25 protein-coding genes and 1 tRNA gene are annotated in these 22,867 nt (G+C 45.3%); 4 read left to right on the top strand and 22 right to left on the bottom strand.

Annotation, left to right across the window (positions count from 1 at the left end):
* On the top strand, positions 1–195 hold a 195-nt coding region (locus LKD46_RS16075; RefSeq protein ID WP_227574367.1), incomplete at its 5' end, for a hypothetical protein.
* 368 nt (positions 196–563) lie between these two features.
* Here the strand turns inward: LKD46_RS16075 and LKD46_RS16070 are convergent.
* The 21 genes from LKD46_RS16070 to LKD46_RS15970 all read right to left on the bottom strand — a co-directional run bounded on the left by LKD46_RS16070 (position 564) and on the right by LKD46_RS15970 (position 19,928).
* Complete coding sequence (locus tag LKD46_RS16070; RefSeq protein ID WP_110104167.1) at positions 564–863, bottom strand: hypothetical protein; 300 nt, start codon at positions 861–863, stop codon at positions 564–566.
* 379 nt (positions 864–1,242) lie between these two features.
* A complete protein-coding gene (locus tag LKD46_RS16065) occupies positions 1,243–2,190 on the bottom strand; it encodes a DUF4868 domain-containing protein (RefSeq protein ID WP_110104168.1) in 948 nt (315 codons plus the stop codon).
* A complete protein-coding gene (locus tag LKD46_RS16060) occupies positions 2,187–2,786 on the bottom strand; it encodes a KwaA family protein (protein ID WP_110104169.1) in 600 nt (199 codons plus the stop codon). Before LKD46_RS16060 ends, LKD46_RS16065 begins: the two co-directional genes overlap by 4 nt.
* Before the next feature lie 19 nt (positions 2,787–2,805).
* Positions 2,806–3,462 (bottom strand): phospholipase D-like domain-containing protein, encoded by a 657-nt coding sequence (locus tag LKD46_RS16055; RefSeq protein WP_181968255.1) that lies wholly within the window; start codon positions 3,460–3,462, stop codon positions 2,806–2,808.
* Positions 3,444–3,857, bottom strand: coding sequence for a Zn-binding domain-containing protein (locus LKD46_RS16050; RefSeq protein ID WP_227574366.1), 414 nt, complete (start codon positions 3,855–3,857; stop codon positions 3,444–3,446). The genes LKD46_RS16055 and LKD46_RS16050 overlap by 19 nt, the downstream gene beginning before the upstream one ends.
* Complete coding sequence (locus LKD46_RS16045; protein WP_227574365.1) at positions 3,847–4,362, bottom strand: reverse transcriptase domain-containing protein; 516 nt, start codon at positions 4,360–4,362, stop codon at positions 3,847–3,849. Before LKD46_RS16045 ends, LKD46_RS16050 begins: the two co-directional genes overlap by 11 nt.
* A 331-nt stretch (positions 4,363–4,693) precedes the next feature.
* Positions 4,694–5,353, bottom strand: a complete 660-nt coding sequence (locus LKD46_RS16040; protein WP_110104170.1) for a vWA domain-containing protein — start codon at positions 5,351–5,353, stop codon at positions 4,694–4,696.
* Positions 5,354–5,462: 109 nt separating this feature from the next.
* Positions 5,463–6,479 (bottom strand): O-acetyl-ADP-ribose deacetylase, encoded by a 1,017-nt coding sequence (locus LKD46_RS16035; RefSeq protein ID WP_110104171.1) that lies wholly within the window; start codon positions 6,477–6,479, stop codon positions 5,463–5,465.
* 615 nt (positions 6,480–7,094) lie between these two features.
* Positions 7,095–7,487, bottom strand: coding sequence for a 30S ribosomal protein S9 (rpsI, locus tag LKD46_RS16030; RefSeq protein ID WP_110104046.1), 393 nt, complete (start codon positions 7,485–7,487; stop codon positions 7,095–7,097).
* Positions 7,488–7,503: 16 nt separating this feature from the next.
* Positions 7,504–7,932, bottom strand: coding sequence for a 50S ribosomal protein L13 (gene rplM, locus LKD46_RS16025; RefSeq protein ID WP_021650595.1), 429 nt, complete (start codon positions 7,930–7,932; stop codon positions 7,504–7,506).
* A gap of 243 nt (positions 7,933–8,175) precedes the next feature.
* On the bottom strand, positions 8,176–8,913 hold the full coding sequence (gene truA, locus LKD46_RS16020; protein ID WP_021650594.1) for a tRNA pseudouridine(38-40) synthase TruA: 738 nt from the start codon (positions 8,911–8,913) through the stop codon (positions 8,176–8,178).
* A 157-nt stretch (positions 8,914–9,070) separates the two neighbouring features.
* A complete protein-coding gene (locus LKD46_RS16015) occupies positions 9,071–9,874 on the bottom strand; it encodes an energy-coupling factor transporter transmembrane component T family protein (protein WP_015527359.1) in 804 nt (267 codons plus the stop codon).
* Complete coding sequence (locus LKD46_RS16010; RefSeq protein WP_110104047.1) at positions 9,871–10,758, bottom strand: energy-coupling factor transporter ATPase; 888 nt, start codon at positions 10,756–10,758, stop codon at positions 9,871–9,873. The genes LKD46_RS16015 and LKD46_RS16010 overlap by 4 nt, the downstream gene beginning before the upstream one ends.
* A complete protein-coding gene (locus tag LKD46_RS16005) occupies positions 10,743–11,594 on the bottom strand; it encodes an energy-coupling factor transporter ATPase (RefSeq protein ID WP_059086107.1) in 852 nt (283 codons plus the stop codon). Before LKD46_RS16005 ends, LKD46_RS16010 begins: the two co-directional genes overlap by 16 nt.
* Positions 11,595–11,608: 14 nt before the next feature.
* A complete protein-coding gene (yihA, locus tag LKD46_RS16000; RefSeq protein ID WP_015527362.1) occupies positions 11,609–12,220 on the bottom strand; it encodes a ribosome biogenesis GTP-binding protein YihA/YsxC in 612 nt (203 codons plus the stop codon).
* Between the two features lie 69 nt (positions 12,221–12,289).
* The gene (lon, locus tag LKD46_RS15995; RefSeq protein ID WP_092068692.1) at positions 12,290–14,602 is read right to left on the bottom strand and encodes an endopeptidase La; all 2,313 of its coding nucleotides are present in this window, start codon (positions 14,600–14,602) and stop codon (positions 12,290–12,292) included.
* 17 nt (positions 14,603–14,619) lie between these two features.
* Positions 14,620–15,933 carry an ATP-dependent Clp protease ATP-binding subunit ClpX gene (gene clpX, locus LKD46_RS15990; RefSeq protein ID WP_015527364.1) on the bottom strand — a complete coding sequence of 438 codons (1,314 nt, stop codon included), beginning with the start codon at positions 15,931–15,933 and terminating at the stop codon, positions 14,620–14,622.
* Positions 15,934–16,044: 111 nt separating this feature from the next.
* Complete coding sequence (gene clpP, locus LKD46_RS15985; RefSeq protein ID WP_015527365.1) at positions 16,045–16,626, bottom strand: ATP-dependent Clp endopeptidase proteolytic subunit ClpP; 582 nt, start codon at positions 16,624–16,626, stop codon at positions 16,045–16,047.
* A gap of 24 nt (positions 16,627–16,650) precedes the next feature.
* Complete coding sequence (gene tig / locus LKD46_RS15980; RefSeq protein WP_015527366.1) at positions 16,651–17,937, bottom strand: trigger factor; 1,287 nt, start codon at positions 17,935–17,937, stop codon at positions 16,651–16,653.
* A gap of 156 nt (positions 17,938–18,093) precedes the next feature.
* Positions 18,094–19,374, bottom strand: coding sequence for an InlB B-repeat-containing protein (locus tag LKD46_RS15975; protein WP_021650586.1), 1,281 nt, complete (start codon positions 19,372–19,374; stop codon positions 18,094–18,096).
* Complete coding sequence (locus LKD46_RS15970) at positions 19,371–19,928, bottom strand: DJ-1 family glyoxalase III (RefSeq protein WP_092068762.1); 558 nt, start codon at positions 19,926–19,928, stop codon at positions 19,371–19,373. Before LKD46_RS15970 ends, LKD46_RS15975 begins: the two co-directional genes overlap by 4 nt.
* A gap of 182 nt (positions 19,929–20,110) precedes the next feature.
* On the opposite strand from LKD46_RS15970, the gene LKD46_RS15965 reads away from it, so the two are divergent.
* The 3 genes from LKD46_RS15965 to proC all read left to right on the top strand — a co-directional run bounded on the left by LKD46_RS15965 (position 20,111) and on the right by proC (position 21,603).
* A complete protein-coding gene (locus LKD46_RS15965; RefSeq protein WP_092068699.1) occupies positions 20,111–20,593 on the top strand; it encodes a CYTH domain-containing protein in 483 nt (160 codons plus the stop codon).
* Between the two features lie 76 nt (positions 20,594–20,669).
* Positions 20,670–20,740, top strand: a tRNA-Gly gene (locus tag LKD46_RS15960).
* 68 nt (positions 20,741–20,808) lie between these two features.
* Complete coding sequence (gene proC / locus LKD46_RS15955; protein WP_092068702.1) at positions 20,809–21,603, top strand: pyrroline-5-carboxylate reductase; 795 nt, start codon at positions 20,809–20,811, stop codon at positions 21,601–21,603.
* 90 nt (positions 21,604–21,693) lie between these two features.
* Here proC and LKD46_RS15950 read toward each other — a convergent pair whose 3' ends face one another.
* A complete protein-coding gene (locus tag LKD46_RS15950) occupies positions 21,694–22,716 on the bottom strand; it encodes a threonine aldolase family protein (protein ID WP_092068705.1) in 1,023 nt (340 codons plus the stop codon).
* Between the last annotated feature and the right edge of the window lie 151 nt (positions 22,717–22,867).

The following is a 22,867-nucleotide window of genomic DNA, read 5'->3' as shown; positions in this document are numbered from 1 at the left end:
AAAAAACTTTTAGTTTTACAAAGGGATTATCTCATGGTTTTAGGTGAAAAGCACGGTACTAACTATTTACCGTATACTTTCTTTCTTGTTTATAATGAGAAAGAAAGAAAAAGAAAGGAAAGGCAACCTTTTCAAATCTGGATCGAACTGACAGAAGAGATTATCCAGAGGATGCAATCAGAGAATCTTTACTGAACAGCATTGTTCACCGTGATTACTCTTTCAGCGGAAGCAATCTGGTTAATGTCTATGAGGATAGAATCGAATTTGTCTCTCTTGGAGGTCTTGTATCCGGTCTGGAACTGGAATCCATTTTCCTGGGTGTTTCATAATCGAGAAATCCGAACCTTGCGGCTGTCTTCTCCAGGATGAGATTGATTGAAAGTTATGGCACAGAAATCGAAAAAATTGAATGTGCATATAAGAATTGACCATCCCCGCCAGAGTTTGAAACGGCAAAAGGTGTTTTCCGCGTAACACTTCCCAACAGGAATGAGCAGCCGGAAACGAATGTCCGGATATCTGATAAAGCGGACAAAGATATTTCACTGAATGAACAGAAATTACTCATTCTTCAATATACACTGGAAAACGGCAGTGTTACAAGAAAAGAAGTTGAAGATTTGATTGGTGCAGAAACAACAAAGGCTTTCCGGTTGCTTAAGGAACTTTGCAAAGCTGGCAAACTTGAGCAAAAAGGAAGCGGCAGGTTGAGCACCTACATTTCCAAATAAAATCATTGTACAAAGGAATATCTCGGCAATGAAATCAACTTTATGAGCTAGGTAAAAAATAAACTGTCTGAATCCCATGCTATGCACAGAACTCAGGCCGTTTAGCTTTTGTTCATCTTCCCATCTCATTTCCAACTCGTCCAAAAGCGAATGCCTTTTAGATTTTCTTCGCAATCGTAGACAGCTCCGAAAAAGAGCCTCATGACGGTGAAGAAAAAATCCAGAGCTGTGTTTCTTTCCACTTAGCCTTCGTTAGTTTCTTTCTGTCCCGAACACACCTTTTACCTGAATTCTGAAATCCAGCTTGTTGTTGGTCAATCCCTGCATGAGCTACACATTCTTATATCTGGGCAGGAAGATTGGACTGATAGACTGAATATCTTGCTCATTAATACAATGAGCCGTCATGAACTTTTTCGTCATATGGGGCTTTATATCTGACAGTACCTGTGACATAGAATCCTTTTTTTCTTCTATCACTCATCTATATTTTCCTATCATTGGTCAGTCAGTGACTTGCTCCCACTGGGCCCAAAAGCATTTTGCTGGAGCTGTCATATTCTTTTCCAGTGAGTTCAGACCGAACAATATCATCATTCAACATTTTAATAAATGCCGCTGCCTCTTTTTGTGAAGAAATCACAATATGATCTTCTTCAAACTTGAACATAGTTTTGTAGCGAGAATGCTTTTTCAGATTCTCTAACAAATCGTTCTTTTTCATCTGCAAAACAGGCGAATTTTTTGCCTTTAATAACTTCTTTGCATTTGTCAACTTACTTTTATTTTCAAACGCAACAAACTTTTCAAGGCTATCTACAATATCCAGATCGCGAATAATCTCAATCGTCTTCTGTGCCCCCGCTCGTATGTATTGCTCAAATCCAAAAAATCTCTGCATAAGATCCATTTTTGCCGTAACAACACTTGAAGAAAAGATAATTACATCTGCTCGTGAATCTATCTGCACAATATCGCTATCAATTTCATCGTATGTATCACCAACAAATAGGGCTATAACATTTTTACTTCGATCAATTCTTGATACAGAGTATATATGTTGATAAACCCAAAAGTACTTGTCATTCAAATTGATTCTAAAAAGAAATCCAGACAGTTTATTTCTATCGCTTTCCGAGTAGTACTCCGTACGCTTTTCAGCATCATCAAGAAAAATAAAGGGTCTATAGTTCTCTATCAGACTAATCTCATAAAATTCTTTCTTATTGTCTGCAATATTTTCTGATGTATCAAATTCGGCATCATCTGCAAGATAGGTACAATTGATAAAACCTGCCACCTTATCTTTTGTGCTAGAAAGCAACTTATCTGTTGCTCTGATTTTTTTGGTTTGGTATCCACTTTCATCGCGTAGGCAGGCATATATCTCAATACCGCAAACTGAACCAGAAAACATTATCGACTTAATCGATGCCTGAATTTCTTCCTTGGTCATTTGTTCATCTCCTTCATGTAGAGGACTGTATCATTAATCACTTTATATTCTACTGTACTAGGATTTTTTAAAAACCTGCCTTTAACTACAGCCAAACAAATTTCATTATTAAAGTCAGGATTGCTCTTAAAAGTAATCTCATAGACTCGGTATCCTAAAATTGCCAATACAGGATTCGCATAGTACAAATGTGTTTTGCTTAGCAGCGCACACATCATAACCACAATGATAAGGAATGTTACCGCTCCTTGAATCGTTCCTACATCATCAATCAAAAGCGGGATAATCATTGTCATAAAGAAATTCAAACTTGCGTCCTCTTTTTCTACGAAGGAAGAAAGCTGATACCCTTGTTTCTTATCAGTCCATCTAAAGGCTGTAAAAGAAATAAAAGATATGATTGCTGCTAAAATCCATGTAGCACATAACAAAAACACAACAATCAGCACATTATTAAGGCGAACAAATTCTCCCCAATATGACTGATTTTCAGCAAGTTCGCTGACGGGGGTAAATTTGAAATTGCGTACAATAGTCAAAAAAGCCAATGGACTCAATGATTGCAGCATTAACTTATGTTTCAAGCTTAAATTCATTGGCACACCTCCATAAAGCTTACAGTTCAACAAATATCCTTTTGAATACCAGTGAAGTAAATATATCCTCTACTTGTTTAGCCAATTCTTTCGAATGAATCCGTGCCCCCAGCTCGATATTTCCTTCCTGTCCATGATATGAAAGGTTTGCAGATGTAATCAGCGTATCCGTTTGATCAACAGAAATTACCTTTGCATGAAGAGCAGACATTTTATCTTCCTGTTTTGGATAGTTATAAATTCGCAGAAATTTTCCCTTATAGCAGCATAAACGGTCAAAGGCCTTCTGACTCTCAATGTCATTCACAAAAAATTTCACGAGAACGCCTTCTTGGCTCTTTTGAATTACACAATCGACTAACTCGGCAAAATAATCCGAGAGGGAGTACCCAGTAATTAGAATGCTCTTCCTAGCTCCCATAAGCATTTCTCTTACGGTAACCTTTGTCGGTTTTGTTTTCAACGCAAAAGAAGGTGGCGCTGTAACAACTAATTCAGCGCTATCATCGTTACTTTGGGCAGTCGCTGAAACCATAGCAAGAATTTCATGAGCTTCTTTTTCAGAAAGAGATGGATATCTCTTTTGAATGGCTCTAATAGACTCATTTCCACCAGATATAGCATCTGTGAGAATTTTGTTTAACAAAATATCTAAGCTTATACTTCCAGTTGACATAGTTCTTCCACCAAAGTTTTAAAATAAGACTGATTTTCTCTTCCGTCAATAGGCACAATTAGTCCGCGATCCAACATGCGATTTCCATTCTCGCAAGCTGTTTCTGAGATCATACAGCAGGAATGGCACGCCGCGCCATTTGAATTATTACCAGCAGGCACATTGTTAAGGCATTCCGGATCATTTGTGCAAACCAGTGCTTCCTGGAAAGCGTCTTTCATCAAAACAATAAGCTGATCAATATTTCCTAATTCTACAAGTCCACCAAGTGAGCCTTCTTTATCGGCACTTCCGGTATAGAGCAACACGCCAGACATATCATCCCCAAAATAAATACGCTCACGAATAGCGGATGAAGAGTACCCCGAGGACATTGACATCTGCTTAATCAACAACCGAAAGTGGGCCACCCTGAGGTGCACCCGTGATAGTCGCTTTTTCCAGTCCTTTTTCCATTACTCCTGCTTTCAGATATTTCCGAATCAGATTTAATGTGGTACTATCGTTTACTTGCTCTCTTAGTATCTGAATTAACTTATCGTGATTTACCCTGTCGAAAAACTGTTCAATATCAATATCTACTACCCATTCATAGCCACTGTTCAGATAGCAGAGGGCCTGTCTGATTGCATCATGACAGCTTCTTCCTGGTCTGAATCCATAGCTGTCTTCACTAAATATTTCTTCATAAATATCAGATATTGGCTGAGCAATTGCCTGTTGGATAGTTCTATCCCATGCTGTAGGGATTCCCAACGGACGTTGTTTTCCATTGTCTTTCGGAATGTATACTCTCCGTACTGGCTTCGGCATATAAGTTGTACTATAAATCGTTTCAGTCCTTCGGCTTTTGCCTACTATGACATCATCTGACTCCCTCTCCAAACCTTTTCCGACCATACCTTTCAGTATGTGAGTAGGGTCTCCCGAGGTAAGACACTAATCTTTCATCCCACAACCTCTTGATTTACAACTTCGGTATACGTTTACCATTAGGGCTTCGGTTTGCCTTGCAACCTTACCCACCTAATCGCCTTATCAAGTTTCTGTACGTAGGCTCAAGGATTTTGCTATACCACTTCCTCCATCCATACCATTACTGATACCGACTTGTGGTTCGCTACACTTGGCGGTAAATACCCGTGACTGGACTTGCACCAATATGATTAGTACCATGCTCGGCGCACAAGAAAAAACCGGAGTGAATCATCACCCCGGCTTCAAAAAATATTTACTTGTGCTTGCAACCTCCACGCTTTTTGTAGTCCTCGTCTATACGCTTTTTCCAATCTGCACTCAGCGGAGCACTGCACCGGACAGAGCTGATTGCTTCGCTGACCACTTCATAATTCAACGCGGTTCCTTCACTGTCGCACTGATAGTTGACTGCACGATCTGCACCGATTCCGAACTGGCTTGCAGTCTCTACTGCGTCAATATTGGCACCAAGGAACAAAAACTCCCAACCGTATTTCGCTTTCTGCCGCTCGATCATCTGCTTCACTTTTTCGCTGTTGTACCGGCGGCTGGCATTTTCCATTCCGTCCGTAGTGATTACGAACATGGTATGTTCCGGCACGTCCTCCGGCCTTGCGTACTTATGAACATTTCCAATGTGATGAATCGCACCGCCGATGGCATCTAAGAGTGCTGTGCATCCGCGAACCGTGTAGTCACGGTCAGTCATCGGTCGGATATCCTTTACATTTACACGGTCGTGCAGGACTTCGCTCACATTGTCAAACAGCACCGTTGAGATCAGTGCTTCGCCCTCTGCTTTTTTCTGCTGCTCAATCATGGAATTGAATCCGCCGATGGTATCCCGTTCCAATCCGCTCATGGAACCGCTGCGGTCTAAGATAAAAACGATCTCTGTTAAATTTTTTCTCATATGCTTGTCCTCCCAAAAGATTATGGCTGCTCGGTTTCGTACCTTACAGCCATAATATAGCGATTTTCTTTTGTGAAGTGGTCGCATAGAAAACGACATTTCTTTGTCCTTATGCCCCGATCAGGCTCTGGTCAAAAGCAAACAATGCCTCGTTGATTTCATACACATTGTAGTTTCCCCGTTCGACAAAATATTCTACAATGATATCGAATTTGCTCGAATGGGAAAGGGTAAATCCTGCCTTGCCGAGCATCTCCTGCATCTGGGCAAGCGGCAACTCCAAAGCGAGAGCAAATGCCAGCACTGTTGGTTTGGATGGCTTATAGAATTTATCAGAGCGAATTTTGGAAAAGAGCTTCCGGTCAATGTTTGCCTTCTTGTAGCACTGAACATCCGTCATGCCGCTTTCGTCAATCTTCCGCAGCAGCATTTCCGAAAAGCTCTCATCAATCTGCCCCAGTGCCTCCTCCAGAGATTGACTGCTGCAAGATTTACAGATTGCTTCGGACGGCAGCGGGGCAGATGCAGCTTCAAAGCAGGATTCCTCTGACAACGCTTCAAGCCGCCGTCTCTGTTCTACTCGACTGTCGGTATGTTCATCCACATACCAGTCATCTATGTACGCCGCGATATCAGCAAACAGTTTTCCGCTAATCTGATATGCCTTCTTATCAAAGATAACGATGTAGACCATCATCTCATTTTCCAGCAAGAATGCACTGATGGTATCGACTGCAACCTTCAGAGCCTGGTCTTTTGGATAGCCATAGATGCCGGAGGAAATCAGCGGAAAAGCCACCGCCTGACAGCCATTTTCTTTTGCCAGGTTCAAAGATGTCCGATAACAGGATTCCAGAAGCTGTTGTTCCTGATGCTTGCCATCTCGCCAGCGCGGGCCGACTGCATGAATCACATATTTGCAGGGCAGGCGATATCCCTTTGTGATTTTTGCGCTGCCAGTCTCGCAGCCATGCAGCGTACTGCATTCTGCAAGCAGTTCCGGTCCGGCGGCACGATGAATGCAGCCGTCCACACCACCGCCGCCCAAAAGAGAAGTGTTGGCAGCATTGACGATTGCGTCAACGCGCATTTTTGTAATATCGTTTCTGATAATCTGTAACGGCATGAAGCATACCTCCCAGTCGTCCGATCAGAGTCCTTGTCTGATCAAATATCTATTAAAGTGTCTCATACATTGCTTTCAATTTTTTTCGGCGCTACACCGTTCCTGCAAATACACTGCCATAAAGGGCAAATATATTTGCTTCCCGTCCATATTGTTCTATGCTATAATACTATTGTTGTCCAACCGAAACCCGGCAACGGGAGGAGGTGAACCTCATGGAATTTATTATTTCTTTCTTTGTCTCCTGCATGGCTGGTGTAGCCTGCCACTACATCATCAAATGGTTAGACGGCGACAAGTAAGGACAGCACTGACCTAGTGGTTTCTTGTCCACTATAAAAAATAAGAAGAAGCCCTCAGTATTCGCGGTACTGGGGGCTTCATTCTTTTTGTCCTCATGGACTTATTATTTCTTTTGCCTACTGGCATTATATCATACGCAATTTTTCTTTGCAATATACTCAATATATTTTTTAAGGTGTTTTGTGCGCTACGTGTGTTCTACACTTCAAAATCGCCCACTTTTTTAGAAAATTCAAGAACTTTCAGGCATAAAAAAACCCCGGAAAATCAAAGATTTCCGAGGTTTTGATAAATTTCCGTATTCGATTGGAATTATCGCTTGCTGAACTGCGGAGCGCGACGAGCTGCTTTGAGACCGTATTTCTTACGCTCTTTCATACGTGGATCACGTGTAAGGAATCCAGCAGCTTTAAGAGCTGGTCTGTAGTCTTTGTCTGCCTCAAGGAGTGCTCTGGAAAGACCATGACGGATTGCTCCAGCCTGTCCTGTGTATCCACCGCCGTGAACATTAACGATCACGTCGAATTTACCCTCTGTCTCTGTTAAAGCCAGTGGCTGACGAACGATAACCTTCAGAGTCTCAAGTCCGAAGTACTCATCGATGTCTCTTTTATTGATAGTGACTTTACCTGTTCCAGGTACCAGGTAAACTCTTGCGATTGATTTCTTTCTTCTTCCTGTTCCGTAGAATTTTGCGCTAGCCAATGTTTTCTACCTCCTATTAAAATGTTAAAACTTCAGGCTTCTGAGCCTCATGTTTGTGCTCTGGTCCTGCGTATACGAAAAGTTTCTTGTTCATAGCTCTTCCAAGAGGTCCTTTCGGAAGCATTCCCTTAACTGCGAGCTCGATAACCTTCTCAGGTTTCTTTGCTAACATTTCTTTTAATGTGGTTTCTTTCATTCCACCAACATAGTCGGAGTGGTTATAATAAATCTTCTGCTCAAGCTTCTTGCCTGTAACTTTGATCTTATCAGCGTTTACAACGATTACATAATCTCCTGTGTCAACGTGCGGTGTAAACTGAGGTTTGTTCTTTCCTCTTAAAACACTTGCAACACCGGATGCCAGACGTCCCAGAGTGCAACCCTCTGCGTCAACTACATACCATTTTCTTTCGATTTTATCCGGATTAGCCATATAAGTCTGCATGGTCCTACCTCCTGTTATTTATCAACGATAATGTTTCTCAAACCGCGGTACTTCCGCGAAAAAAAGTAAATGGAAACGCGGGTGCAAAATAAATCGCGGAAATGTCCGAAACCGCTGATAAAATGCCGTCGCCGGGGCTATTGGCTCAAGCATCTTCGCACTACGTCACATTGAGTTATTATATTATAAGGCACCTTGCCTGTCAACTGTTTTTTCTTGTAATTTTCAACAAAATTCCTGTTTTCAGAAAAACTCGATTCCCATCAGCGTCAACCCCTGAGCCGGAGCTGTGGGGCCTGCTGCCCCGCGGTCACAGGCTTTCAGGATCTTATCCATGCGTTCCGGCGGATACTGCCCGTTTCCGATCTCGATCAGGGTTCCGGAAATGATACGCACCATATTGTAAAGGAAACCTGTTCCTGAAATGCGGATGGTCACCATGTCACCATCTCTCCACACGTCCATGGAGGTCACGGTACGGATGGTGGTCTTCACCTGTGCGCCGGAGCCGCAGAAGCTGGCAAAATCATGGCGTCCGATCAGATAAGATGTTGCTTCCTTCATCTTATCCACATCCAGTTTATAATGGTAAAAATAAGAGTACAAACGCTCCGTTGGCACCGGAAACCGCCGGTTCAGGATACGATATTCATATGTTTTTTCACTGTCACAGTAACGGGGATGAAAATCCGGCTCCACCTCCTCAGAAAGCTGGATACGGATATCCTCCGGAAGTCTCTGGTTCAGTGCATAGGAAAATTTTTCCCCGGGGATCCTGGATTCGGTATCAAACACCGCCACATTTCCAAGAGCGTGCACTCCTGCATCTGTACGGCTGGCACCGATGGTCTCGATTTTTTCCCCAAGCAGCTCACTTAAGGTATCGTTTAAAACGCCCTGAATGGTGATTCCATTTGGCTGTGTCTGCCAGCCTGAGTACTTGGTTCCATCATAAGCTACAACAAGTCCTACTCGTTTCATAAAATATATTCCCTCCTGATACAGACATCCCTGCAGTACTTTCTATCCCAAAACAGACATACCGTCCTGCAAAATGCCTGCCTGATCCGATTACAGTTCCGCTGTGCAAAATGCAACGCTTCGGACCGTTCCATGTCTGAGTACCGGCAGGATTTGGCTACAGTCCCGCCACACGGAATGCAACACCCACCGCAAGATATGCCACAAGGATCCCATAGGCCGCATAATCTCTTTTTTCATAATGCAGCGGCTTCATTTGAGTTCTGTGCTCTCCACCATGGTAACACCTTGCTTCCATGGCCATTGCCAGATCATTGGCGCGACGGAACGCCGAAATAAACAGCGGCACAAGAAGGGGTACCATATTTTTCGCCTTCTGGATCAGGTTTCCGTTTTCGAAATCTGCACCTCTGGCGATCTGTGCCTTCATGATCTTATCCGTCTCCTCCAGAAGGATCGGGATAAAGCGAAGGGCAATGGACATCATCATGGCGATCTCATGTACCGGCACCCGGATCTTGTTCAGCGGACGGAGCAGTCTCTCCAGACCATCTGTCAGCTGATTCGGCGTGGTAGTCAATGTCATGATGGAAGATCCGATCACAAGGTAAACAAGACGGATCGCCATTCTTCCTGCAAGAACAAGGCCTTCCCTTGTGACCTTGATGATCCCGAAACGCCACAGCACTTCGCCAGGCGTCAGGATGATATTGAACACAACCGTGATCAGAAGGATCATAACGATAGCCTTCAGACCCTTGAACATGAATTTCACCGGAACCTTGGATATTGCGATCATAGCTACCAGAAATGCTGTTGCCACCGCATATCCGAGAAATGTATGGAACAGGAACACAGAGATCAGAAATCCCAGAGTTCCCAGAAATTTGGTCCGTGGGTCCAGTCTGTGAAGAACGGATTTGGCCGGATAATACTGGCCAATGGTAATATCTCTGATCATTTTTCCGCCCCTCCTTTGTTCAGTAATGGAGAGTTCGCCTGCGCAAGTACGGCAAGGATACTGTCTCTGGCTTCCTCCACCGTTGTGGCATCTGCATCCACATGCAGCCCATGTTCCTTCAGCGCATGCATGATATAAGTGATCTGCGGTGCGGCAAGTCCCATGGTTTCCAGTTCCTTATAATGGGAAAAAACCTTCTTCGGCTCATCATCAAATACAGCTTCTCCGTGATTCATAACAATGAGGCGCTCCACGTATTTCGCAATATCCTCCATGCTGTGGGAAACCAGAACAATGGTTATCCCTCGCACCTTATGAAGCTCTGCGATCTGATCCAGGATATCATCCCTGCCCTTCGGGTCAAGCCCTGCTGTGGGCTCGTCCAGGATCAGAATCTTCGGGTTCATGGCAAGAACCCCTGCAATAGCTACTCTTTTTTTCTGGCCTCCGGAAAGCTCAAAGGGTGATTTCTTGAAATTGGACTCTTTTACTCCAACCTGAGTCAGCGCCTGCTTCGCTTCTTTCTCTGCTTCTTCCCTGGAAAGTCCCTGATTCATAGGTCCGAAACATACATCCGAGATCACATCATTTTCAAACAGCTGATGCTCCGGGTACTGGAACACCAGACCAACCTCGCTGCGGAGCTGTTTCCGGTCATATTTCTCAGCCCACACATCTTCTCCGTTATACAGAACCTGGCCGGATGTTGGCTGTACCAGCGCATTCAGATGCTGGATCAGCGTGGATTTTCCGCTTCCTGTGTGTCCGATGATCCCGATAAACTGGCCGTCCGGGATCACAAGGCTGACATCCTTCAGCGCATGGCTCTCATAGGCTGTCCCGGGGCTGTAGGTATAGGTTACATTTTTTAATTCGATTGACATAATGCGCTCACCAGCTCCTCTGTAGTCAGTATTCCATCCGGAACATCCACGCCGGATTTCTTCAGTTCATATGCAAGAAGTGTTACCTGTGGTACATCCAGTCCATACGCCTTAAGGGTATCCACCTGGGAAAAGATCTCTTTGGGATTTCCCTGCATCACAACATTTCCGCTGTCCATGACATAAACACGGTCAGCATGGATCACTTCCTCCATGTAATGGGTGATCAGAATGACTGTTACCTTTTCCTTACGGTTCAGCTCCCGCACTGCCTCCAGGACTTCCTTTCTTCCGTTAGGATCCAGCATGGCGGTAGGCTCATCCAGAATGATGCACCGCGGGCGCATGGCCATCACGCCTGCAATAGCCACTCTCTGCTTCTGCCCTCCGGAAAGTTTGTTTGGGGACTGATAACGATAGGCTGTCATACCGACTTTTTCCAGGCTGTCATTCACCCGTTTCCAGATATCATCTGTAGGAACTCCCATATTTTCCGGACCAAAGCCTACATCCTCTTCCACAACGGTTCCTATGATCTGGTTATCCGGATTCTGAAATACCATTCCTGCCTTCTGGCGTACCTTCCAGAGTTTGGTCTCTCTGGCGGTATCGATCCCGTCCACCAGCATCGTTCCCTCTGTTGGGATCAGAAGCGCATTCATATGCTTCGCCAGTGTGGATTTTCCGGATCCGTTATGTCCCAGAACTGCCACAAATTCTCCTGCTTTAATGTCCAGGTCCACATCATTGACTGCACGCTGCATGTCTACCACATTGCCGTCATCATCGTATCTCTGATAGTCAAATCCCAGCTTAAGCGCCTTGATAATTCCCATCTTTTCTGCTCTCCTTAATCCTCTGTAGCTGCCGGTTCACCAAGGCCGGTCAACTCATCGATCAGTGCCCATATCTCGTCTCTTCCCTGCTTCGTCTCCGCAGAAAACGGAAGGATCTTTCCCTCTTTCGGAAGGCCCAGTCCGATGCGGATCTCCTTCAGGCTTTTTGCCACCTGGCTGCGTTTCAGCTTGTCAAGCTTGGTCGCGATGATCACCGGCTCATATCCGTTGTGACAGATCCAGTCATACATCTGCTTGTCATTGGCGGAAGGCTTGTGGCGGATATCCACCAGGAGAAAAACCGCACGGAGCTCTTTGGAATTATGAAGATAGCCCTCGATCATTTTTCCCCATTTTTCCTTCTCTGCCGCAGAAACCTTGGCGTAGCCGTAGCCCGGCAGGTCTACGAGATACATTGCTTCATTAATATTATAAAAATTGATCGTCTGTGTTTTTCCCGGCTGTGCGCTGGTTCTTGCCAGGGCCTTGCGGTTCATCAGACCATTGATCAGGGAGGATTTCCCTACATTTGATTTTCCCGCAAAAGCTACCTCCGGCCTTCCTGTGTCCGGGATCTTGCTTGTGATGCCGCAGACGATATCCAGCGATACGTTTTTGATTACCATTCGTTATTCCTCCCTTTTCTTTTAAAAGCCCTGTCCTGAAGGTCAGGGCAGGGTTTTTCTGTTTTTTGTTTATGCAAGAGCTTCACCGAGAACTTCTTTCATGTTATCCACAAACCGGATATTCAGTCCCTGGATGATCTCTCTGTCCATCTCCTCGATATCCGGACGATTTTTCTCCGGAACAAGGACTTCTTTGATCCTGGCATATTTAGCTGCAAGCAGCTTCTCTTTCAGTCCGCCGATCGGAAGCACACGGCCTCTTAAGGTGATCTCACCGGTCATGGCAAGATCCGCACGTACCGGTTTTTCGATAATTGCAGACAGCATGGCAGTTGCCATTGTAATACCGGCAGACGGGCCATCCTTCGGAACGGCACCCTCCGGAATATGTACATGCATATCATGCTTCTGGAAAAATTCCGGATCGATCTCATATTGGTCAGAAACCGAACGGATATAACTGATACCTGCCTGTGCAGATTCCTTCATCACATCTCCAAGCTGTCCGGTAAGAAGCAGCTCACCTTTTCCGGGCATGATATTGACTTCGATCTGCAGGGTATCACCGCCTACCTGTGTCCATGCAAGACCGCGGGCGATCCCGATCTCATCCTTCTCATTGGCCATCAGATAGTTATATCGTTCTTTGCCAAGGAATCTGGAAATATTTCTGGATGTGACAACTACCTTATCCTTACCCTCTTCCATGATAGCACGTGCAGTTTTTCTGCAGATACGTCCGATGCTTCTCTCCAGAGAACGGACTCCTGCTTCCTTGGTATAGTTGTTGATCAGCTTGCCAAGAGCTGCCGGCTGGATTACCAGCTTGCCTTCCGGAATACCGTTGATCTCCATCTGCTTCGGGATCAGATGTTCCCTTGCGATATGTTCCTTCTCATTTTCCGTATATCCCGGAATTTCCATCAGCTCCATACGGTCAAGAAGAGGTCTCGGGATTCCCTGAACATCATTTGCAGTGGCAATAAACAGTACCTCGGAAAGATCCTGGGGAATCTCCACATAGTGATCATTGAACTTACTGTTCTGCTCCGGATCCAGAACCTCCAGAAGTGCTGCGGAGGTATCTCCTTTATAATCGCTGCTGGTCTTGTCGATCTCATCAAGAAGCATCAGCGGGTTGCTGACTCCGGCTTCCTTCAGTGCGACTGTGATCCTTCCTGGCATGGCACCGACGTAAGTCTTTCTGTGGCCACGGATCTCTGCCTCATCACGGACACCTCCAAGACAGATACGGACGTATTTCTTGTTCATGGCCTCTGCCACAGAACGTGCAATGGAAGTTTTTCCGGTTCCCGGAGGTCCCACCAGACAGAGGATCGGACTCTTTCCCTTGTGGGTCAGCTTACGTACAGCAAGGAATTCCATGATACGCTCTTTGACCTCTTTCAGTCCGTAATGACCCTCTTCCAAAACCTTCCATGCGTTCTCAAGATCCTCGGAATCCTCGGATTTCTTATTCCACGGAAGTGCAAGAACGGTTTCCAGATAGCCTCTCTGCACCGTTGCCTCTGCAGCACTGGCTGCCATTCCTTTAAAACGGCTGATCTCCTTGGAAATCTTCTCTTTTACTTCATCAGATGCATCCAGCTCCTTCAGCTGTTTTTTAAATTCATCGATATCATCAGCAGTATTCTCCTCACCCAGCTCCTCACGGATGGTTTTCAGCTGTTCCCGGAGGATATACTCTCTCTGATTCTTGTCGATATGGGATTTCACCTTGCGCTGAAGATCTTTAGTGATATGGATCACCTCGATCTCGCTGCCAAGAAGCGCTCCAAGGATCTCATAACGGTCATTCAAAGACACTGCTTCCAGAAGCTTCTGCTTGTTCTGATACGCCATCGGAAGATTTACTGCGATCTGGTCGATGGTTTCCTGCACATCTTCGATGTTCATGATCTGGGTTACCAGATCCTTGCTTACTTTTCCGCTTTCTCTGCAATATCTCTGAAAAAGCTCCCGGATGCTGCGAAGCATGGCGTCCTTTACCGGTTCCGGGTAATCCTCTTCCTGTGCCGTAACGATCTCGCATTCCGCCTTCAGATATGGTTCCTCCTGCTCCAGGCCCAGAACCTCTGCCCTGTCCAGTCCCTCTACCAGAACCCGGTAAAGATCCTGCGGAAGCTTCACCACCTGCTTGATATAAGCGACGGTTCCTACCTGATACAGATCCGTAAGTTCCGGTATTTCCACCTCAGGATCCTTCTGTGTCAGCAGAAAGATCTTCTGGTCATGGAGCATGGCTGCTTCCACGGCACGGATGGATTTCTCCCTGCTCACATCAAAGTGTACGATCATATCCGGAAGGACTGTAGTCCCACGGAGAGCGATCATTGGCAATATATTGACCTGATTTGTCATTTATGTCATTCCCTTCATCAAGCTGTTTCCGGCTTGCCTTTCTTTCTCGAACGGGATGTTTTGTGTCCTGCTTTTTTTGCAGGAGCCTTGGCCTCCCCGTGGATGATCTCCGGCTCTCCGGTTCCCTCCACTGCCTCTTTTGTGACGATACACTTACGGATGGTGTCGTCCGATGGTGTCTTGTACATCAGATCCATCAGGGTATGCTCCATGATGGCACGAAGTCCTCTGGCACCTGTTTTTCTCTCAAGAGATTTCCGGGCAACTGTCTCAAGTGCTTCATCCTGGAACTCAAGCTGCACGCCATCCAGCTCAAAAAGCTTGTCGTACTGTTTTGTGAGGGAATTCTTAGGCTCCTTCAGAATACGGATCAGTGCTTCCTCATCCAGAGAATCCAAGGTTACCACGACCGGAACTCGTCCGATAAACTCCGGGATCAGACCGAATTTAATAAAGTCCTCCGGCATAACCTCCTTCAGAACTTCGCCCACATTGCGGTCTTCCTTCTCGGAAACCTCTGCTCCGAAACCAATGGATTTGGTATCCTGTCTTGCCTCGATGATCTTCTCCAGTCCGTCAAAAGCACCACCGCAAATGAACAGGATGTTTGTAGTATCGATCTGGATAAATTCCTGATGAGGATGCTTTCTTCCTCCCTGAGGAGGTACGCTTGCAACGGTTCCTTCCAGAATTTTCAGAAGTGCCTGCTGTACGCCCTCACCGGACACATCTCTGGTGATGGAGGTATTCTCGGATTTTCTTGTAATCTTATCGATCTCATCGATATAGATGATTCCGTACTGGGCACGCTCAATATCGTAATCGGCTGCCTGAATGATCTTCAGAAGAATGTTCTCAACATCCTCGCCAACATAACCTGCCTCTGTGAGAGTAGTGGCATCTGCGATGGCAAAAGGAACATTCAGCAGTCTTGCCAGTGTCTGTGCAAGAAGTGTCTTACCGGAACCGGTCGGACCAAGCATCAGGATATTACTCTTCTGCAGCTCCACGTCCAGGTTTCTTGAAGCAAGAATCCTCTTGTAATGATTGTAAACAGCTACGGAAAGTGCCTTCTTGGCATCATCCTGTCCGATCACATACTCATCCAGGATACTGTGGATCTCTTCCGGTTTCAGAAGGTTGATCCCTGTTTCATAATCTGCCTCATGATCATACATACTGAATTCTTCTTCCATGATCTCGGAGCAAATCCCGATACATTCATCACAAATATATGCTCCATCCGGACCTGCGATCAGCTTGCGTACCTGATCTTCAGTCTTATGGCAAAAGGAGCATCTTACCTTTCCTTCTTTTACTTTATCTGCCATATCTTTTTGTTTCCTTTCTAAGCGTAAATGTCCGTCTCTCGCAGACATTTAAAATTCCTTTTTAAAGCAAGATAAGACTCCTGTGTCTTTACAGGAGTCTTTTCTTACGCATTATTTGTGGATCACAACACCGTCGATCAGGCCGTATGCCTTAGCTTCTTCCGCTGTCATATAGTTGTCACGGTCAGTATCTTTTTCCACAATCTCAAGAGGCTGTCCGGTATTCGCAGAAAGAATCTCGTTCAGCTTCTTTTTGGTTTTTGCGATCTGGTCAGCTACGATCTGGATCTCTGTAGCCTGCCCCTGTGCACCGCCTGATGGCTGATGGATCATGATCGTCGAATTCGGCAGTGCATATCTCTTGCCTTTGGCACCGGAGGACAGGAGGAAAGCTCCCATGCTGGCTGCCATTCCAAGGCAGATCGTAGATACATCGCACTTAATATACTGCATTGTATCATAAATTGCCATTCCGGCAGTTACAGAACCACCCGGGCTGTTAATATAAAGCTGGATATCCTTGGAAGGATCTTCTGCTTCCAGGAAGAGAAGCTGCGCAACGATCAGGTTCGCACTGACATCGTTTACCTCTTCTCCAAGGAAAATGATTCGGTCCTTAAGAAGTCTTGAATAGATATCATAACTTCTTTCTCCTCTGCTGGTCTGCTCAATGACGTAAGGTACTAAACTCATTTTGCCCTCCATTTCCGAGGTTTATTACGCCTCTACAGCTGCATCGGCAACTAATGTAACAGCTTTCTGAACAGCCATATCTTTCTTCATCTGCTCCATCTCGTTCTCACCGATGAGATCTTTTAATTTGTCTGCTTCCATCTTGTACATCTCTGCCATCTTGGAGATCTCTTCGTTAACCTCTTCCTCTGTTGGCTGGATGTTCTCTACCTCAGCGATCTTCTCAAGAACAAGTCTTGTCTGGATTCTCTTAAGAGCCTGTGGCTTCATGTCTTCCATCATCTTGTCAACGCTCTGGCCTGTGAACTGGAAGTACTGCTCCATGGAAAGACCCTGGGACTGCATTCTTCTTGCGAAATCGTCAAGCATCTGACGTGTCTGTGTCTCGATCATTGCCTCCGGAATATCCATCTGTGCATTCTCGATCACTTTATCTACTGCTGCATCTTCTTTTGCACGACGTGCATCTTCTGCTTTCTTCTCTGTCAGGTTCTTCTTAACGTCTTCCTTGTACTCAGCAAGTGTATCAAACTCAGATACATCCTTAGCGAAGTCATCGTCAAGCTCCGGAAGCTCTTTTGCTTCGATCTTCTTAACGTCGCACTGGAATACAGCTTCTTTGCCAGCCAGCTCTTTTGCCTGATACTCCTCCGGGAATGTAACCTTAACTTCTACGTGATCACCTGTGTTAGCACCAACAAGCTGCTCCTCGAATCCCGGGATGAAGGTGTTGGAACCAAGTGTCAGCGGATAGTCTGTTCCTTTACCGCCCTCGAATGCCTCACCGTCTACGAAGCCCTCGAAATCGATAGTTGCTGTATCGCCGTTCTGTGCTGCACGATCCTCAACTGTGATGGTTCTGGAGTTTTTCTCCTGCTCTTTCTTAAGCTCAGCCTCAACTTCCTCGTCTGTTACCTCTGTCTCAGACTTCGGAACCTCAAGTCCTTTATAGTCACCAAGAGTTACCTCTGGTTTAGTAGCTACTTCTGCTGTAAAGATAAATGGTTTGCCAGGCTCAACCTGTGTTACATCGATCTTAGGCTGGGAAACGATCTCAAGATCACACTCAGCAAGTGCTTTGCTGTAATGCTCAGGGATCAGAGCGTTTGCAGCGTCCTCAAGGAATACTCCCTTTCCGTACATCTGCTCGATCATTTTTCTTGGAGCTTTTCCTTTACGGAATCCCGGAATAGAAATTCTGCCTTTTGCTTTCTGATATGCATTCTGCATTGCTTTGTCAAGATCCTCGGCGGAAACCTCGATTGTAAGTTTCGCCATGTTTTTCTCCATTTTCTCCACCTGTAAACTCATGTTTCTTGTTCCTCCTTAATCATATCGAGTAAATACCTTATATAAAATAGTTAACACTCGCATTATATATTTACAGTCATTTCTGTAGTATAGCATAACCACTGTAAAAACGCCAGTATTTTTTTCAGTTTTCCATATGCCCCCACAGGGCATTTCTCAGCTGCCCACGTCCTCAATGTTAAAGTAATTTTCTGTCTTTCTTATGTTGTTAAGACAAAATGTAAAAATCCTTTTATAAGTTTTAGGCGTATAATGAACACCATCGTCTGTACCGTCTCCCGTATTGGATACAGTACCATATCCGGTCCGCATCAGATAACTGTAAACATCAATATAGTGGTACTGACTTCCAAGCTCACCGGCAAGACCGCTGTTAAAAGTCCGGACATCCTCACATTTACGATTCTTGGTACTTCCCTTTTCCCCTCCATTGATCGGATTCACAGACATATAATACAGACTGCAGTTTTTCATGGAAAGCTTTGTTCCCAGCTTTTTCATATAAGACACGTACTGTGAGAGTCTATCATTCAGATCCTGTTTTCCGTTAATATCTCTGAGATCATTGATACCATGATTAAACACCACTGCGATCTTTGCGTATTTTTCATTTTTACGACATTTTTCTATTTCTTTCAAAAGAGCCTGTGCGCCCGTTGACTTCAGCCAGCCCAGTTCCGTATTAGAACGGCATACAAAGCTGACATGGCTGTCCACATACTCCTTTCCAAACTGTTCGTACAATACCTTCTGAAGACCATATGTCCTGGAATCTCCCACAAAGATGATCCTTTCATAATTCTCAGGATAATGAAAGCTGTTCCTGACCAGATTCGGTTCCTGATACCGCCAGAATCTCACCGCATAGAGATGCATGGTTCCACTGACTGTGATCACCTGTCCGGCTTCATACCTTGGTGCGGTCTTCTGACCTGCCCTGGTAGACCATCCAAGGAATGTATAATTCTCTTCATTGGCCATCACCGGTAGTTTCAGTTTTCCGCTTGGAGCCTGGATGATCTTGTAGATATCTCCGTCATTCCTGTGCAGGATCAGTTTGGGATTGTTCTTCTTTTTTATCACTGCATAAAACGTTACATTTCTTTTTACAAAATATTTTTTTCCCGGCTTATATCCTGCCTCCGCTCCTCCTTTTTTCAGAGACCATCCTTCTGCCTGATATCCTGCTGGGACCTGCGGCACTTTGGGAATCGTGATCATGGAACCATATTTCTGTTTCTTTTCCAATTTTTTATATATAGCAGAGGAGGCTCCTCCGCCTGACCTGAAAGATACGGAATACACTTTTTTGCAAGCATTCCCGAATGTATCATCCGACCAGTCAAAGCCGGCAGCTGACACCAAATTTCCTGTGCCTGTCATCAGTATAACAAAAAGCGCCACTACCCACAGGACCTGTTTCATCTCTTTTTTCATGCTCTTACATACACCACCGATTCAGCGATCTCTTCTGCCTTTGCGCTTCCCTCCAGCTGTCCGATCAGGGAAAGGCTGAAATCGATGGCTGTTCCAAGGCCTCTGCTGGTAGTTACATTTCCATCTACCACTACAGGCTCCAGAGATGTTCTGGCACTTTTAAGCTGTTCCATAACAGATGGGTACGATGTAGCATTTCTGCCTTTCAGGAATCCAAGTCTCTCGAATATACCTGGTGCCGCACAGATAGCTGCTACCTTGCCGCCATTCTGATAGAAATCTGTCAGAAGCTCAGTCAGCGGTTTATATTCCTCCAGATATTTTGTTCCCGGCATTCCTCCCGGAATTACAAGCATATCCGCATCGGAAAAATCACATTCTCCAAAGGTACGGTCTGTAAGAAGATCGATCCCATGAGAGGTTCTGATCTCTTTTGTCTCTTTGATAGATACTGTCTGGATGTCGATCCCGGCTCTTCTCATCAGATCTACCACGGTCAGTCCTTCAATATCTTCAAAACCATCTGCGAAAAAAATATATACTTTACTCATGATCCTGTTCATCCTTTCTTTTATAAAATCCATAAATATTTTCTGTATTCCCCATTCCCTTCCATAATGCTTTTTCCATCTGAAAATGTCAAGAAATTTCAACAGATATGCCATTGCAAATCCTGTTTTTTTCCTGTAGACTGAACATAATATCTTTTCATTTCACAAATCCGGAGGTTTTTTATATGGAGATCGAACGTAAATTTCTGATCCGGAAGGATGACCTTCCGCAGGATCTGGCTTCTTATCCCTGCCACAGGATCGAGCAGGGGTATCTTTGCACTTCCCCTGTCGTCCGCATCCGCCGGCAGGATGATGACTATTTTCTTACTTACAAATCCAAGGGTCTCATGAGCCGTGAAGAATATAATCTTCCGCTCACCGCTGAAGCCTATGAGCATCTGAAGCCTAAAGCAGACGGTATCCTCATTACCAAGGACCGCTATGTGATTCCGGAAAAAGACGGACTTTTTATTGAACTGGATGTGTTCCACGGAGAATACGAGGGAGTTCTTCTGGCTGAGGTGGAATTTCCTACAGAGGAAGCCGCCAATGCCTACACTGCGCCGGACTGGTTCGGAGAAGATGTAACTTATTCCACCAGATATCATAACAGTACCATGAGCCAGGGCTGGCAGAGCGATCACTGTTCACTCCGTTCTCAGTAACATGCTTCGCGATGCACACAATTTATGCTAATCGCACTTGTATTTCTTATTTCAGGTGCTATAATTAGTAATGCAGGCAGATATAGTTCATCGGTAGAACATCAGCTTCCCAAGCTGAGGAGGCGGGTTCGATTCCCGTTATCTGCTTTCATTGCCAAAGAGGGCACGCAGTCAGGCGTGTCCTTTTTTATAAATTTCAAGGAGGATTTTTGTTTATGAAGATTGGATTTATCGGATGTGGAAATATGGCCTCTGCCATGATCGGCGGTATTCTCCGTCAGGGGATCTTTTCAAAGGACGAGATCATTGTTTCCAACCTTACAGACGAAGGCAGAGCGCGCAGTGAAAAAACTCTTGGTGTTGTCACCACTCTGGATAACAATGAAATAGTCAGATCTGCAAAAACTGTCGTTCTTGCAGTAAAGCCGCAGTTTTATGAGAAAGTTCTCACAGAGGTCCACGACAGTCTCACGACAGAGCACACCATCATCGGAATCGCTCCCGGCAAGACTCTTGCATGGCTGGAAGAAAAAGCCGGTCTTCCTCTGAAAGTTGTCCGTTTTATGCCTAATACTCCTGCACAGGTTGGGGCCGGAATGACTGCTGTATGTACCAATGACCGGGTTTCGGAAGACGAACTGGCAGAAATCCTTAAGATCACAGACAGCTTTGGCTGTACCGAAGTGATACCGGAGCGTCTGATGGACGCCGCAGGCGCTGTAGGCGGCTGTTCACCTGCTTATGTGTTTATGTTTATCGAAGCCATGGCAGATGCCGCTGTCAGCCAGGGAATGCCTCGTAAGCAGGCTTATAAATTTGCTTCCCAGACTGTTCTCGGCAGCGCAAAAATGGTTCTGGAAACCGGCAGACACCCAGGAGACCTGAAAGACATGGTCTGCTCACCGGCAGGAACTACCATTGAAGGTGTCCGCACCCTGGAAAAGAGCGGCTTTCGCAGTGCCGTATTCGAAGCGCTTACCGCAGCTGCTGAGAAGGGTAAGAAGTTATAATTTTCGAAAACAAAAACTCCGTGAGGTCTGCATTCACCCGGACCTCACGGAGTTTTTCCATCTCATCTCTTTTATCGTCTGCCGACCGCCCTACAGCAACTCGATCAGCGCGTCAATATCTTCCATTTTTGTTCCCCAGCTTGTGGCAAAACGGATCACTGTATGATCTTCATCATATTTTTCCCAGAAATCAAACTGAACTTCTTTGCCCAGTTCTTCTTTCTTTTTATTTTCCAAAACTACAAACTGCTGGTTCGTGGGAGAATCCAGGAAAAGCTGATATCCTTTTTCCTGAAGGGCTCTTTTCAGCTTCATAGCTGTTTCAATAGCATTTTTGCTGATCCTTGTATACAGATCACCGGTAAACAATGTGTCAAACTGGATTCCCAGAAGACGGCCTTTTGCCAGAAGGGCTCCCTGCTGCTTCACCATAGTCATAAAGTGCTTCGGAGCTTTTTTCGTAAAGACCACTGCCTCACCGCAGAGTGCACCGACCTTGGTTCCGCCGATGTAGAACACATCTGTACATCTGGCGATATCCTCAAGTGTCACATCTGCTTCCGGACTTACCAGACCGTAGCCAAGTCTTGCTCCGTCCAGAAACAGCGGAAGCTCGTATTTATGGCATACCTCGGAAATTTCCTCCAGCTCTTTCTTCGTATAAAGTGTTCCGTACTCTGTCGGATGGGAAATATAAACCATTCCCGGAAATACCATATGGTCGTGACTTTCATCCCCATAAAAAGTTTCCACATAATCTGTGATACTTTCTGCTTTGATCTTTCCGTTTTCTGCCGGAAGTGTCAGTACCTTATGTCCTGTATACTCGATTGCTCCGGCCTCATGACAGCTTACGTGTCCGGTCTGTGCCGCAAGAACACCTTCATAACGGTTCAGGACAGAACCTATAATCGTGGCATTGGTCTGAGTTCCTCCCACCAGGAAAAACACATCTGCATCCGGGCAGCCACAGGCTTTACGGATCTTCTCCTTTGCAGAATCACAGTATTTGTCTGTGCCATAGCCGGAAAGCTTCTCCATATTGGTTTCCAGAAGTTTCTGGAGGATCGCCGGATGCGCTCCCTCGCAGTAATCGTTTACAAAAAATAACATTTTATTTTCTCCTCATCTGTATTTTCATTTTATTTGACCGTCTTCCCCGGAATGATCTTACATGTGGAAAACGATTTGACACTCCCCACAGCTAAAGCAGGGGGATTCTTGCTTCTCCCACTACTGCATTGGCAAACACCTTACGGTACTG

This window comes from Blautia fusiformis, from assembly GCF_020686995.1.
Taxonomy (GTDB): domain Bacteria; phylum Bacillota; class Clostridia; order Lachnospirales; family Lachnospiraceae; genus Blautia_A; species Blautia_A fusiformis.
Note: the sequence above shows the minus strand (reverse complement) of the source record. Positions and strands in the feature narration are given on the sequence as shown.